Source organism: Brevibacterium gallinarum (assembly GCF_014836885.1).
Taxonomy (GTDB): domain Bacteria; phylum Actinomycetota; class Actinomycetes; order Actinomycetales; family Brevibacteriaceae; genus Brevibacterium; species Brevibacterium gallinarum.
Window position 1 is genome coordinate 405,408 of record NZ_JACSPY010000001.1, and the last position, 12,865, is coordinate 418,272.

Genomic DNA, 12,865 nt, shown 5'->3' on the forward strand with positions numbered 1-12,865 from the left:
TGACGCCATGAGCGCCGAGGACCTGGAAAACTACGAAGCCGACTTAGAACTGCAGCTGTACCGCGAGTACCGCGATGTCGTCGGACTGTTCTCATATGTCGTCGACACCAACCAGCGGTTCTACCTGGCCAATTCGGTCGATCTCAAGGCCCACCACGAGGGCTCGGACGTCTACTTCGAAGTCACCCTTAAAGACGCCTGGGTGTGGGACACCTACCGCACCGCCCGCTTCGTCAAGCACGTGTCGATCCTGACCTTCAAGGACGTCAACATCGAAGAGATCGCCAAGAACGAGGACTTCGATCCGCCGCAGTCGCTGCGCCCGTGAATGGCGAAGAGCTGTGACCACACGTCGTTGTGCGGCCACAGCTCTGCGCTGCCGCCTGTGGATCAGCGAGCGTCGGCGATGCGCTGACCGGCCATCTCCTCAGCGACCTCGGCAGCCGGACGGCCCTCCGCCTCGGCCTGATCGAGGACCTGCGTGACCCGGTCGTACAGCGAGAGCACGCTGGCACGCGAACCCTCCAGCGACGGCTCGGAGTAGATCATCGTCGCTGCGGCCATGACACCGCCGGCGTTGGCGAGGAAGTCAGGCACGTAGGCGATGCCGCGCTCACGCAGCTGCTGGCCGTGGGCTGGGGTGGCGAGCTGGTTGTTGGCGATGCCGCTGATGAGGCGGGCCTTGATGTCGCCGATCGTGTCATCGTTGATGATGCCGCCGAGAGCACAGGGTGCGAACACGTCGACATCCTGGGCATGGATCTCATCGGCGGGAACAGCGGCGGCGCCGAATGCCTCAACGGCGGAGTCGACAGCCGGCTGGTAGACATCGGAGACGACGAGTTCGGCACCGGCCTCATGCAGCATCCGGCACAGTTCGCGCCCGGTGCCGCCGAGTCCCTGCACGGCCACGCGCAGACCCGACAGGTCAGTCCGGTCTGCTGGGTCTGAGGAGTCGGCCTTGGCGCGTTCCTTCCACACGTGTGCGACACCGGCCTGCAGCGACGTGAACGCGCCGAGGGCGGTGAACTGGGAGGTGCTGACACCTGCGGGGAACTGGCTGGCGCGGGCGAAGATGTAATCGCAGTTCTCCGCCAGCACGTCGGCATCCTCGGGGCCGACGCCGACGTCGATGGCGGTCCAGTAGCGGCCGCCGAGTGTCTGCACGTGCTTGGAGAAGGCGCGCAGCACCTCTGCCTTGTCGGGGCGGTGCGGATCGGCGATGATGACGCACTTGCCGCCGCCCAGCGGCAGGCCGGCGATCGAGTTCTTGTACGTCATGCCGCGCGAAAGGCGCAGCACGTCGGTGAGCGCATCGGCTTCGGACTCGTACGGATACATGCGGCAGCCTCCGGCAGCCGGTCCGAGAGTGGTGTCGTGCACGGCGATGATGGCGCGCAGGTCGAGGTCGCGGTCATGGCAGAAGATGACCTGCTCGTGGTGATCGAACTCAGGGTGCGAGAAGAGGTCCACGGTGACTCCTTCGGTCTCAGGTGTGAGCAGCAGGCGCGGGATGTGCGCCCGTGCAAAAACCGCACGCGGTTCGCGCGAGCGGCCTTTGTTCTCACCGTACATCGGTTCTGCCGGACAGAGGTAGCTGGGCGGGATGGTCCGGTGGCTTTACTACTTCTACTCTGGCTGTCCTTCTCACCGCGCCTGTGCACGTGGGAGCTTGATGAGCCATGACCTCGGGGTTCGAACGCAGATCCTTCTCCAGGATGTGTCGGACATTCGCGCAGTTCGGAAGCGAAAGACTCGAAGCTGGGTGACCCAGCGCAGATGATGGCGTGCGCATACGAAAGGCGGATTTGCCGAAAATGCAGATTCTGGAACTAGTCTGCTGAGGCGCGGGGTAGGGCAGCGAGCGGTTATTTCGTCTCGTTCGGGTGGCTTGTGTGAACCTGCTCGAGGAATACAGTCTTGTCGACGACGAAGTACCAGATCCGAGCAGTGCCTTTCGCGGTCGGTTTGTGCTGCCAACGTTCGTGCGTGGTTCCGCCTCGGGAAAGATGTCCGAGCTGGCCCTTGAGCCGATAGTTGGTTGGAGTGGTGGTCAAAGGCGCCCGGGTGAGGAAATCCCAGGTATCGGCCATCGGATTGCGGATGGTTGCGACGAGGTCGCGCCAGCCCTTCTGTGCTTCGGCGGTAGCGAATCTGATTTCATACTCGACCTTCTTCGGAGGCCGAGGAACCAACTTGCCCTTCTTGCTGCCTGACACGGTCAGGGGCGCTCCACGACGTCGTCACCCTCGTCGAGCCATTCGAGTTCGGCACTCCCGAGTCCGGCGGCCATTGCCGTGGCTGTCTCCTTCCACGAGGTCAGCTCAGCGATCGCCAGGTGCGGTTGATCAGTCGAGAAGGACGCTCGTGCGGCGTCGACGAGATTGTGAGCGCAGGACTCGCGGTCCTCGGGAGAGAGAGCGTGCATCCACGGGAACGACCTCGTCATGCGTTCGGGGAGAGTGCCGGATTCGTCGAGGGCGACGGTCAGCAACCGAGCAGCGAAGTCAAGCAGGTGAGTGCGGGCGTCTGCCTCGCGCTGCGACATGAGTACGAGCGCTTCGCCGTCTCGGCGCGTCACCGTGACGGGGTGATCTTCAGCCTCGGCGAAGACCTCGGCGGAGTGCTTACTCAGATCCGACGAGCGCCGAGTGTAGGCAGGGAGGGCGGAAGCAGCGGTCATAGATCCATCATATTCGGAACGTGTTCGGAAGTCTAGGGTTTATTGCTGCGGCTGTCTTCCCTCCGATGCTGACCTCGCGACTGGCTGGGTGTGGACCGGCACGGAGGCGTGAACCCGGTCGGGTGTGCACGATCGGTGTCCGTCCACACCGGTAGGGCAGGCGTTCTCACCAGCCGCATGCGCTGGTGAGGTGGAGCCATGAAAGCACAGACACTCGGCCGCACCGGTGAGGACTACGCCACCCGCTACCTCGAATGCCTCGGTTGGACGATCCTGCACCGCAACTGGCGCTGCTCCAATGGCGAGATCGACATCATCGCCCGCGACGGTGACACGCTCGTCTTCGTCGAGGTCAAAACCCGTATCGCGTCCTGGGCAGGGCACCCGCTGGAGGCGATCACCCCGATCAAGCTCAGAAACCTGCGGACCCTCGGTCTGCGGTTCCTGGCCGAGTGCGATGAGTGGTATCCGCAGTTCAGGTTCGATGCCATCGGCATTCTGTGGAGCGCCCGCCAACCGGACCTCCAACACGTCCGGGATGTGCGATGAGTGCGGTGGAAGAGGAGCAGAAGGTCCGCGTCGTCGGCGGTGTGCGCAACCGTCTCGGCCGGGCCCAGGCAGTCGCGCTGTGGGGGACCAGCGGCACACCGATCAGCATTGAGACGAGCATGAACCAGGGCATTCCCGGCATCGACATCATCGGCCTGCCTGACGTCTCGGTCAGCGAGTCGCGCAAACGGGTCCGCGCGGCCCTGTCGAATCTGGGGATCTCGCTCAGCGCTGCGAAGGTGACGGTCAACCTGCAGCCGGGTGCGGTGAAGAAGGTCGGCACATCCTTCGACCTCGGCATTGCGGTGACGATCCTCGCCTGCGAGGAGCTCATTCCGGAGCACTCAGCAGATGGGGTCGTGCACTGCGGTGAGCTCGGTCTCGACGGGCGCATTCTGCCTGTGCGCGGGGTGCTGCCGACGATCCTCGCCGGTCTGGAGGCGGGCTTCACTCGCTTCGTCGTTCCCTACGGGAATCGTGCCGAAGCAGCTCTTGTCCCGCAGGCTGAGGTCGTTGCCGCCGGGCATCTGGCCGATGTCGTCCAGGCTCACGGTGGTCGTGCGGCACCATCCAACACCGAACCAGTGCCCGCGGCTCCCAGCAGTCGCGAGAACGTCATCGAACCCACCGATCTCGCCGACGTCCACGGTCAGCATGACGCCCGGCGCGCACTCGAACTGGCGGCCGCCGGTGGCCACCACTTGCTCATGAGCGGTGCTCCCGGCGCCGGCAAGTCGATGCTCGCCGCCTGTCTCAGCGGCATCGTGCCGCCGTTGAACCGCGATGAGCGCATAGAAGTGCTGGCCATGCAGTCACTGGCCGGCTGCGTCGAAGCCGATGAACTCGATGCTGTTGCTCCACCGTTCGAAGCGCCTCATCACCGGACGACAGCCACGGCGATGGTCGGTGGCTCCCGGCCGGGAGCGATCGGAGTGTTCTCACGTGCTCACCGCGGGGTGCTGTTCCTCGATGAGGCTCCGGAATTCAACCGCGACGTGCTCGAAGCGCTGCGTCAGCCGCTGGAGAGCGGCTACTGCGATATCCACCGCGCCTGGGGGTCGGTGGTGCTGCCGGCGAAATTCCAACTCGTGCTGGCGGCCAACCCGTGTCCCTGCGGTGTCGCTGGCAGCAGCACCCAGACGTGTTCGTGCACCCCGCACGTGCGCCGCCGCTACCGGCAGAAGCTCTCCGGCCCGCTGCTCGACCGCGTCGACATCCAGCTCGACGTCCTGCCTGTCACCGCAGCCGACCTGCGCACGGATGCGCCAGTCGAGTCGTCGACTGTCGTCGCCGAGCGGGTGGCGGCAGCACGGGAGCGCCAGACCCACCGCTATGCCGATATGCCGTGGAACACGAACGCCCGCGCACCGGGTGCGTATCTGCGAGAAGCGTTCTCCTTCAGATCCAGTGAGACTCACGTCCTCGACCAGGCACTCGAACGCGGTCTGCTGTCGATGCGCGGATATGACCGAGTGCTGCGGATCGCCGCGACCATCGCCGACCTCGCCGGCCGAACCCGCCCCGATGGCGACGATGTGCTCGCCGCGGCACTCCTGCGCATGCGGGAGGCACAATGACCACCGACACTCAGCGACTGGCCTGCGTCGACCTGCTGCGCCTGGCCGAACCCGGTGACGAGATCCTCAAAGCCGGCGTTCTCGCCCTTGGTGCCGAGCGGATGCTCGCGCTCATCCGCTCCCGGCAGTCCGAGGCCGTTCCGCAGCTGCATGAGGCATGCGAAGCCGTCGGTCTGCAGGTCCCGGGAGACAAGCTGTCGACGGTTCACGAGCGGTGGCGGATGCGCCTGCCCAGCCTCAATGCCGTCCAAGAGCAGCGGATCATGGCCCGGCTCGGAGCCCGCCTCATCCACCCGGAAGACGATGAGTGGCCGACGCAGCTGACCGAGCTCGGCATCCACGAGCCCCTCGCGCTGTGGGTGCGCGGACCCGGGAACCTGCAGGAGCTGCTCACCGGTTCGATCGCACTCGTCGGAGCACGTGCCTCAACGCACTACGGTGAGCACGTCGCCGGCAGCATCGCCTACGAACTGGCCATGCGAGGACACACCATCGTCTCCGGCGGCGCCTACGGCATCGACGCAGCCTCCCACCAGGCGGCGCTCGCCGCAGCCGAGACACCCGAAGTTGGCACGGTCGCCTTCATGGCCGGGGGAATGGATCGCTACTATCCGCGCGGCAACGCCGACATGCTCACCCGCATCGGCACTCGGTATGCCGTCGTGTCCGAAACGGCAGCCGGACAGACGGCTATGAGGCACCGGTTCCTCCTGCGCAATCGCCTGATTGCCGCCGCTGCCCAGGCCACCATCGTGGTGGAAGCCGGTTGGCGGTCCGGTGCACTGAATACTGCCAACCGGGCAGCTGAATTGCTGCGCACGGTCGGGGCGGTGCCCGGGCCGATCACCAGCCAGGCATCCGCCGGCTGCCACCGTCTCATCCGCGAGGGCCAGGCTGTGTGCGTTACGTCAGCCGATGACATCGCCGAACTCGTCGAACCGATCGACACCACCCGCAGCGAGACCGAGCATCAGCCAGCGCTGCGGATCACTGACGAGATGACCGCAGACCAGAGCAGGACCTACAACGTGCTGCCGACCTCTCGCGGGATCGAAGCGGCGACTGCCGCCGTCCGCTCGGGTCTCGACGCCCACACCGTCATGGCGGCGCTTGCCGCACTCGAACTGTCCGGGCACGTCGAACGCGAAGCCCACGGCTGGGTGAAGAAGCGCGCAGTCGTCACCCGAGGAGCGACCGGCTGACGCGGCTCGAATCCGGTGGCAGCGGTCAGCAGTCTGCCTGCAGATCAGTCGCCGGCACACGATGTCGCTCATACGACGTCATCTGGCCAGCCACTCCACGCTCAACGCTCGCGGCAGCGTCAGCTGCTCGTCGCCGGCGAGCCACCGGCTGGCCCGACAGCGTGGCTGGCTACACTGAGAAGCATGTCGACTTCCCCCGACACCGAGGCACAGCTGCCCGGAGAGTACGCTGAAGCGCTCGCCGCCTTCGACGAAGAGCTGCGTGTGCACCGCAACGCGTCAGCGCACACCGTGCGCAATTACCTCTCCGACGTGCGCACCCTGCTGACCTTCCTCACCGACGACGATGGGCACCTGCCGCTGGACGCCATCGAGCTGGGCAACCTGCGCCAATGGCTGCTCGCCCAGTCGCGCACGGGAGCCGCACCGGCCACCACCGCCCGGCGGATCGCAGCGGTGCGCGCCTTCTGTGCGTTCTGCACCCGCCGCCAGCTCATGCGATCCAACCCCGCGCTGCGCCTGGCAAGCCCCCGCAAAGCCTCACGGCTGCCAGCGGTGCTTCAGCAGCGCCACATCGATGCCGTCATGCAGCACACGGGAACCGAACCCGGTGACGCGACATCGCAACCCGAACCCGCGGAGTCCAGTGAGACACAGCGCTCCCCGAAAGACGAGGCGCTGCGGCTGCGCGATGCCGCACTGCTCGAACTGCTCTACGCCACCGGCGCACGCGTCTCCGAGATCGCAGCGCTGGACACCACCAGCATCGACACCGAGCGCAGGCTCGTCACCGTCATGGGCAAGGGCGGCAGGGAACGACGCATACCCTTCGGGCTGCCCGCCCAACGCGCACTGCAGGCCTGGCTGCGAAACGGCCGACCGGTGCTGGAGAACGACACGACAGCCCGAGATGCCACAGCACTGTTCCTCGGCGCCCGCGGCAGGCGCATCGACGTCCGCCAGATCCGCTCAGTCGTCCACACAGCCACTGCGGGACTGCCGGACGCACCGGAGCTCTCACCGCACGGGCTGCGGCACTCAGCTGCCACCCACATGATCGAAAACGGCGCTGACCTGCGTGAAGTGCAGGAGTTCCTCGGCCACGCGTCGCTGAGCTCGACGCAGATCTACACCCACGTCTCCCTCGGACGGCTGGCCGAAAGCTACCGGCAGGCGCATCCACGCGCCTGAACCGGCAGCAGCTTGTCACGAGCCCAGCGTGGCCTTGAGGCTTTCGTGCATCGGAGTCTCACCATCGATGATGTCGAACTCCCGGCCGACCGTGCGACCGTCATCGAGGATCATCGCGATGAACTCCGCAACATCCTCACGCCGCGTCGTAGCACCGCGCTCAGTGCCGGTGGCGATGTCGAGACAGCCGGTGCCAGGCTCATCGAGCAGCCGGCCCGGCTTGACGATCGTCCAGTCCAGACCGCTGGCACGCAGCGCATTGTCAGCCTCGCGCTTGGCATCCCAGTAGGCGGCGAAGACCTCTTCGGTGCCCTCCGGGGTCGGCCCGCCGGCGCCGATGAATGAGATCTGCACGAAACGGTCGATGCCCGCCGCGGTCGCTGCCTGCATCGCCGCGATCGCGGCTGCAAGGTCGACGGTGTACTTGCGGAAGATGCCCGACCCACCGCCGGCACCGGCGGCGAAGACGACGGCATCGGCATTGCCGAAGGCCTCCACCAGCTCAGCCTGTGAGGCCTTCTCCAGATCGCAGACGACCGGCACCGCACCGAGTGCCTCGAGCTCAGCAGCGTGCTCCGGATTGCGGATGATCGAACGGACCTCCATATCCGGGGTGACGATCTCAGTGAGGTGACGGGCGATCTTGCCGTGGCCGCCGACGACGGCGATGCTGTGAATGCTCATGCCAGCCTCAACGACACACAGCAGACAGCTATTCCAGCCGCTCACCGATGGCGCAATTGCTGCGGCGGCCCGCTACCGGCCCTTGTACTCCCAATGCCATGCCTCCGGCAGCGCCCCGGACTGCCTCGCCCAGCTGGGGTGCACCCAGCCGAAGCGCGGGGCGTTGGTGCGCATCCACTCATGCTGCGCGGTGCCGAACCGGTTGATCCCGCCACCGAGGTCGACTGCCAGGCCCCAGCCGTGGTTCGACCTGCCGGGAGTGGCAGCCATCCGGCCCTTGCGCCTTTTGAGGATCACCTGCGTCTGGTAGTCCCGATACGAATCCGTCACCGCGATCGGCTGGCCGAACCGCTGCCGGTAGGCATCACTGAGCTCATCGAACGCCCTCGCCGCATCACAGCGCAGCCGGTGCCCGGCCGCGCGATCAAGCGGGCACATCGCGACCGCTGGGATCCGGCCGTTGGAATGCCCGCCCCACGCGCTGGCACCGGAGGATCCGTCATCGCCGGAAGCCTCCGGCATCTCCTTAGGCGCCTGCGCTTCAGGCAGCAGAATCGAGAAGTCCTGGGAGAAGAACACAGCCGGATTCAGATAGTCCTTCGGCTTGCCGGTCGCCCACACCCCGACGTGCACACACCCGGCATCGCAGTGACTCGGATCAGCGACCGTGCCGACGGGATGACCAGCCCACACCTCGTCACCGGCTCTGAGATCCGTGTCGACCGGCTCGAAGGACACGATGTGCCCACCGACGTCGAGACTGAGCACCGGACGCCCGCCCACGCTGCCGGCGAAGTGCACACGCCCGGACTGCGGAGCGCGGATCGACTCTCCCGGCAGCACCGCGACATCGATGCCGCGGTGGCCTGTCTGCCAGTTCTGCTTCGGCTTGTCGAAAGCGCGCACGACCTCGAACCCGGGCACCGGGGTCACCCAGCCACCGGAGTCAGCTGCAGATTCCGCCGCCTGCGCCGCTGCCGGGGCGATGATGACAACGGACCGGCCCAGCCTGCCGGAATCACCGATCTGCGCGGCCGGCAGCCCGGCCGGCACCGCGACGATGCCGGCGAGGATCCCGCACACGACGATCCACCCCAGCTGCTGCAGCCTGGCCCTGAACCTGATGCGCTCACGTCCACTCATGGACTCCACACTCAGGTCGCGCACACTCCCAGCCCACGCCTCGGCGACGGCTGTGGAGGAAGGCCCGCCATCCCCAGCAGTCCCCGCGCAGACGCCGAGAGCATCCACACACCTCGGGCCAGGAGAGATCAGCCACGGCAGGTTTGGTCGCTGGCGGGGAAGATCGTAGACTACACATAGCAGAACTGTGCGCTCTTCAGCCCGCCTGCGCGCGAGGCTGAGCGGCTGCAGATCTGACTACGCGCATCCGAGTACCCGCAGCGGGCCACCGGTGCAGATCCCACCCTCCGCGACGACGCACACACGTGTGCTGTGCCGCGTGGCTGAGCTGGGACTGTCGGCCCGAGACGGCGGATGCCAGGACTCAACCGAATGACAATGAAAGGAGTGCGCCGGCATGGCCGTCGTCACTATTCGCCAGCTGCTTGACAGCGGCGTCCACTTTGGACACCAGACCCGTCGTTGGAACCCGAAGATGAAGCGCTTCATCTTCACCGAGCGCAACGGCATCTACATCATCGACCTGCAGCAGACGCTGGGCTACATCGACACCGCCTTCGAGTTCATCAAGGAGACGGTCGCTCACGGTGGCTCGATCATGTTCGTCGGCACCAAGAAGCAGGCCCAGGAAGCCATCGAGGAGCAGGCCAAGCGCGTCGGCCAGCCGTACGTCAACCAGCGTTGGCTCGGCGGCATGCTGACGAACTTCCAGACCATCTCCGGTCGTCTGCGCCGCCTCAAGGAGCTTGAGGAGATCGACTTCGACGACGTCGCCGGCTCGATGTACACCAAGAAGGAACTCCTCATCCTGCGCCGCGAGAAGGACAAGCTCGAGAAGACCCTCGGCGGCATCCGCGACATGCAGCGCACCCCGTCGGCCGTCTGGATCGTCGACACCAAGAAGGAGCACCTGGCCGTCGACGAAGCGAAGAAGCTGGGCATCCCGGTCATCGGCATCCTCGACACCAACTGCGATCCCGACGAAGTCGACTACCCGATCCCGGGCAACGACGACTCGATCCGCTCGGTCGCCCTGCTCACCCGCGTCGTCGCCGACGCTGTGGCAGAGGGCCTCATCAAGCGCCACTCCTCGGACGAAGGCGGCGAGAAGAACGTCTCGGCCGTCTCCGTCGAGCCGATGCCGGAGTGGGAGCGCGAGCTCCTCGAGGGCAAGGGCGAGGCCAAGGCTGAGGACACCGAAGCCAAGGCTGACGAGGCCAAGGCTGACGAGGCCAAGGCCGAGGAGACTGCTGAAGCTCCGGCCGAGCAGCAGACCGAAGAGACCGCTGAGGCCGGCTCCACCGAGTCGACCGAAGCCTGAGCCGCACCCGCACGTCTGACCCAGACCACCACGTCTCAACAAGGAGATCGCATGGCAAACTACACTGCCGCTGACATCAAGGCACTGCGCGACCGCACCGGTGCCGGCATGATGGCTGTCAAGAAGGCTCTCGACGAAGCACAGGGAGATCAGGCCAAGGCCATTGAGATCCTGCGCCTCAAGGGACTGAAGTCCGCTTCGAAGCGCGAGGACCGCTCGACCTCTGACGGCCTCGTCGCCACCCACGTCGAAAACGACGTCGGCACGATGATCGAGCTGAACTCGGAGACCGACTTCGTCGCCAAGTCCGACAAGTTCCGTGAGCTCGCCGATGAGGTCCTGCGCCTCGCCGTCGAAGCCCAGGTCGACAATGCTGAGGCGCTGCTGGACTACGAGACCAACGGCAAGAAGGTCTCGGAGTTCATCGCCGAGCAGGGCGCGGTCCTCGGTGAGAAGGTCGTCCTGCGTCGCGTCGGCCTCATCAAGGGCCAGAAGGTCGACTCGTACCTGCACCGCACCAACCCGGACCTGCCGCCGCAGGTGGGTGTGCTCTTCGCCTACGAAGGCGATGACGATGCAGCAGCCCACGATGTCGCCGTGCACATCGCCGCGATGACCCCGACCTACTTCTCCCGCGAGGACGTCCCCTCCGACGTCGTCGCCAAGGAGGAGAGCATCGCGCTGGAGACCTCGAAGAACGAGGGCAAGCCCGAGCAGGCGATCCCGAAGATCGTCGAGGGCCGCGTCAACGCCTTCTTCAAGGACACCTGCCTGCTCGATCAGCCCTTCGCCAAGGAGCCGAAGAAGAGCGTGCAGACCGTCCTCGACGAGGCCAAGGTCACCCCGCTGGGCTACCTGCGCTTCCGCGTCGGCAGCTGAGCGAGGCTCTGATCGCTGACTGAAGGCGGCAGTCCCCACGCGGGGCTGCCGCCTTCGGCGTATCCGCATCCCGTGCCCGAGGCGGTGGTGACCTGCCGTGCCGCAGGTGGAACCGGGGGCAGGCGGACACGTTAGACTGATCGGTGGCGTGCCCCCAGAAGGCGCCGCCAGCCTGCCGCCTGACAAGGAAGAGAGCGATGTCGGAATCTCCAGTCCATTCCTCCAAGCACGACCAGATCTCCCCGGTGCGCACCGATCGCCGGCGCATCCTGCTCAAGCTCTCCGGTGAGGTGTTCGGCGGCGGCACCGTCGGCGTCGATCCCGACGTCGTGGCAGCAGTGGCGAAGGAGATCGCCACCTGTGTGCCGGAGGTCGAGATCAGCATCGTCGTCGGCGGTGGAAACTTCTTCCGCGGCGCCGAACTCTCCCAGCGCGGCATGGACCGCACGCGTGCCGACTACATGGGCATGCTCGGCACCGTCATGAACTGCCTGGCGCTGCAGGACTTCCTCGAGCAGCAGGGCGTCGACACCCGTGTGCAGTCAGCGATCCCGATGACTCAGGTCGCTGAGACCTACATTCCGCGCCGGGCGATGCGGCACATGGAGAAGGGCCGGGTCGTGATCTTCGGCGCCGGTGCCGGACTGCCGTTCTTCTCCACCGACACGGTCGCCGCCCAGCGCGCCCTGGAGATCCGCGCCGACGAGGTGCTCATCGCCAAGAAGGGCGTCGACGGCGTCTATACCGCCGACCCGAAGACCGACCCGACCGCTGAGCGGATCGACTCGATCACCTACCAGGAGGCGCTGCAGCGCGGCCTCAAGGTCGTCGACGCCACCGCCTTCAGCCTGTGTATGGACAACGCCCTGCCGATGCGCGTATTCGGCATGCAGGGCGAGCACAACCTGCGCCGGGCGATCGCCGGGGAGCCGATCGGCACGACTGTGCGCGGCGCCTGAGCCGCCGGGCCTCTGTCACCCTGCCCGCCTGCCGTGCTGGTGGAGGCGGAGACAATAGAATAGACCTGAGGGACGACCAGCAGTTCCGCAACCGACCGAAGAAAAGAGTGCACCGCGATGCAAGCAACTCTCGCCGAAGCCGCAGAGAAGATGGACAAGACGATCGAGGCGACGAAGGATGACTTCGCCTCGGTGCGCACCGGACGGGCGAACCCCGCACTGTTCGCCCACATCGAAGTCGAGTACTACGGCACCCCGACCCCGCTGCAGCAGCTGGCGTCCTTCCAGGTGCCCGAGGCCCGCACTCTGCTCATCACCCCCTATGACCGCACCGCGCTCGGCAACATCGAGACCGCGCTGCGCAACTCCGACATCGGCGCCAACCCGGCCAACGACGGCAACGTCATCCGCGTGGTGCTCCCGGAGCTGACCGAAGAGCGCCGGAAGGAGTACGTCAAGATCGTCAAGGGATACGCCGAGCAGGGCCGCGTGTCGATCCGCAACATCCGCCGCACCGCCAAGGACGCCATCGAGAAGATGCAGAAGGACGGCGATGTCGGTGAGGACGAGGCCAAGCGCGCCACCGGTGAGCTCGACGAGCTGACGAAGAAGAAGGTCGACTCCATCGACCGCCTGCTGGCAGCCAAGGAAGAAGAGCTGCTCGAAGTCTGAGCCCA

General features: G+C 66.1%; 14 protein-coding genes. 9 read left to right on the forward strand and 5 right to left on the reverse strand.

The window, feature by feature from the left end:
- Positions 1-7 precede the first annotated feature (7 nt).
- Entirely contained in the window at positions 8-328 is a 321-nt protein-coding gene (locus tag H9634_RS02030) for a DUF2469 domain-containing protein (protein ID WP_102162575.1), read from the forward strand.
- A 62-nt stretch (positions 329-390) separates the two neighbouring features.
- On the opposite strand, the gene H9634_RS02035 is transcribed toward H9634_RS02030, so the two are convergent.
- The 3 genes from H9634_RS02035 to H9634_RS02045 form a co-directional block, all read right to left on the reverse strand.
- Entirely contained in the window at positions 391-1,473 is a 1,083-nt protein-coding gene (locus tag H9634_RS02035; RefSeq protein WP_318244970.1) for a Glu/Leu/Phe/Val dehydrogenase dimerization domain-containing protein, read from the reverse strand.
- A 395-nt stretch (positions 1,474-1,868) separates the two neighbouring features.
- The gene (locus H9634_RS02040; protein WP_170273416.1) at positions 1,869-2,219 is read right to left on the reverse strand and encodes a hypothetical protein; all 351 of its coding nucleotides are present in this window, start codon (positions 2,217-2,219) and stop codon (positions 1,869-1,871) included.
- 2 nt (positions 2,220-2,221) lie between these two features.
- Complete coding sequence (locus tag H9634_RS02045; protein WP_102162578.1) at positions 2,222-2,683, reverse strand: prevent-host-death protein; 462 nt, start codon at positions 2,681-2,683, stop codon at positions 2,222-2,224.
- A gap of 198 nt (positions 2,684-2,881) precedes the next feature.
- Here H9634_RS02045 and H9634_RS02050 point away from each other — a divergent pair, with 198 nt between their 5' ends.
- The 4 genes from H9634_RS02050 (at position 2,882) to H9634_RS02065 (ending at position 7,202) form a co-directional block, all read left to right on the forward strand.
- Entirely contained in the window at positions 2,882-3,232 is a 351-nt protein-coding gene (locus tag H9634_RS02050; RefSeq protein ID WP_102162579.1) for a YraN family protein, read from the forward strand.
- The gene (locus H9634_RS02055; RefSeq protein WP_191725136.1) at positions 3,229-4,809 is read left to right on the forward strand and encodes a YifB family Mg chelatase-like AAA ATPase; all 1,581 of its coding nucleotides are present in this window, start codon (positions 3,229-3,231) and stop codon (positions 4,807-4,809) included. Before H9634_RS02050 ends, H9634_RS02055 begins: the two co-directional genes overlap by 4 nt.
- On the forward strand, positions 4,806-6,011 hold the full coding sequence (dprA, locus tag H9634_RS02060; RefSeq protein WP_191725137.1) for a DNA-processing protein DprA: 1,206 nt from the start codon (positions 4,806-4,808) through the stop codon (positions 6,009-6,011). Before H9634_RS02055 ends, dprA begins: the two co-directional genes overlap by 4 nt.
- 183 nt (positions 6,012-6,194) lie before the next feature.
- Positions 6,195-7,202 carry a tyrosine recombinase XerC gene (locus H9634_RS02065; protein WP_191725138.1) on the forward strand — a complete coding sequence of 336 codons (1,008 nt, stop codon included), beginning with the start codon at positions 6,195-6,197 and terminating at the stop codon, positions 7,200-7,202.
- Between the two features lie 15 nt (positions 7,203-7,217).
- On the opposite strand, the gene H9634_RS02070 is transcribed toward H9634_RS02065, so the two are convergent.
- Positions 7,218-7,886 carry an NAD(P)H-binding protein gene (locus tag H9634_RS02070; RefSeq protein ID WP_191725139.1) on the reverse strand — a complete coding sequence of 223 codons (669 nt, stop codon included), beginning with the start codon at positions 7,884-7,886 and terminating at the stop codon, positions 7,218-7,220.
- A 72-nt stretch (positions 7,887-7,958) separates the two neighbouring features.
- Positions 7,959-9,029: a D-alanyl-D-alanine carboxypeptidase family protein gene (locus H9634_RS02075; protein WP_191725140.1), complete on the reverse strand. Its 1,071-nt coding sequence runs from the start codon at positions 9,027-9,029 to the stop codon at positions 7,959-7,961.
- A 397-nt stretch (positions 9,030-9,426) separates the two neighbouring features.
- Here H9634_RS02075 and rpsB point away from each other — a divergent pair, with 397 nt between their 5' ends.
- From rpsB to frr, 4 genes are all read left to right on the forward strand, one after another.
- Positions 9,427-10,350 carry a 30S ribosomal protein S2 gene (gene rpsB / locus H9634_RS02080; protein WP_191725141.1) on the forward strand — a complete coding sequence of 308 codons (924 nt, stop codon included), beginning with the start codon at positions 9,427-9,429 and terminating at the stop codon, positions 10,348-10,350.
- A gap of 51 nt (positions 10,351-10,401) precedes the next feature.
- Complete coding sequence (tsf, locus tag H9634_RS02085) at positions 10,402-11,229, forward strand: translation elongation factor Ts (protein ID WP_191725142.1); 828 nt, start codon at positions 10,402-10,404, stop codon at positions 11,227-11,229.
- 197 nt (positions 11,230-11,426) lie between these two features.
- Positions 11,427-12,188, forward strand: coding sequence for a UMP kinase (pyrH, locus tag H9634_RS02090; RefSeq protein WP_102162587.1), 762 nt, complete (start codon positions 11,427-11,429; stop codon positions 12,186-12,188).
- Between the two features lie 117 nt (positions 12,189-12,305).
- Positions 12,306-12,860 carry a ribosome recycling factor gene (frr, locus tag H9634_RS02095; RefSeq protein ID WP_175292857.1) on the forward strand — a complete coding sequence of 185 codons (555 nt, stop codon included), beginning with the start codon at positions 12,306-12,308 and terminating at the stop codon, positions 12,858-12,860.
- Positions 12,861-12,865 lie beyond the last annotated feature (5 nt).

Coding starts and splice junctions, on each gene's coding strand:
- frr (WP_175292857.1), top strand. CDS start 12,306: ATGCAAGCAACTCTCGCCGAAGCCGCAGAGAAGATGGACAAGACGATC.
- H9634_RS02050 (WP_102162579.1), top strand. CDS start 2,882: ATGAAAGCACAGACACTCGGCCGCACCGGTGAGGACTACGCCACCCGC.
- H9634_RS02045 (WP_102162578.1), bottom strand. CDS start 2,683: ATGACCGCTGCTTCCGCCCTCCCTGCCTACACTCGGCGCTCGTCGGAT.
- rpsB (WP_191725141.1), top strand. CDS start 9,427: ATGGCCGTCGTCACTATTCGCCAGCTGCTTGACAGCGGCGTCCACTTT.
- dprA (WP_191725137.1), top strand. CDS start 4,806: ATGACCACCGACACTCAGCGACTGGCCTGCGTCGACCTGCTGCGCCTG.
- pyrH (WP_102162587.1), top strand. CDS start 11,427: ATGTCGGAATCTCCAGTCCATTCCTCCAAGCACGACCAGATCTCCCCG.
- tsf (WP_191725142.1), top strand. CDS start 10,402: ATGGCAAACTACACTGCCGCTGACATCAAGGCACTGCGCGACCGCACC.
- H9634_RS02055 (WP_191725136.1), top strand. CDS start 3,229: ATGAGTGCGGTGGAAGAGGAGCAGAAGGTCCGCGTCGTCGGCGGTGTG.
- H9634_RS02070 (WP_191725139.1), bottom strand. CDS start 7,886: ATGAGCATTCACAGCATCGCCGTCGTCGGCGGCCACGGCAAGATCGCC.
- H9634_RS02030 (WP_102162575.1), top strand. CDS start 8: ATGAGCGCCGAGGACCTGGAAAACTACGAAGCCGACTTAGAACTGCAG.
- H9634_RS02075 (WP_191725140.1), bottom strand. CDS start 9,029: ATGAGTGGACGTGAGCGCATCAGGTTCAGGGCCAGGCTGCAGCAGCTG.
- H9634_RS02065 (WP_191725138.1), top strand. CDS start 6,195: ATGTCGACTTCCCCCGACACCGAGGCACAGCTGCCCGGAGAGTACGCT.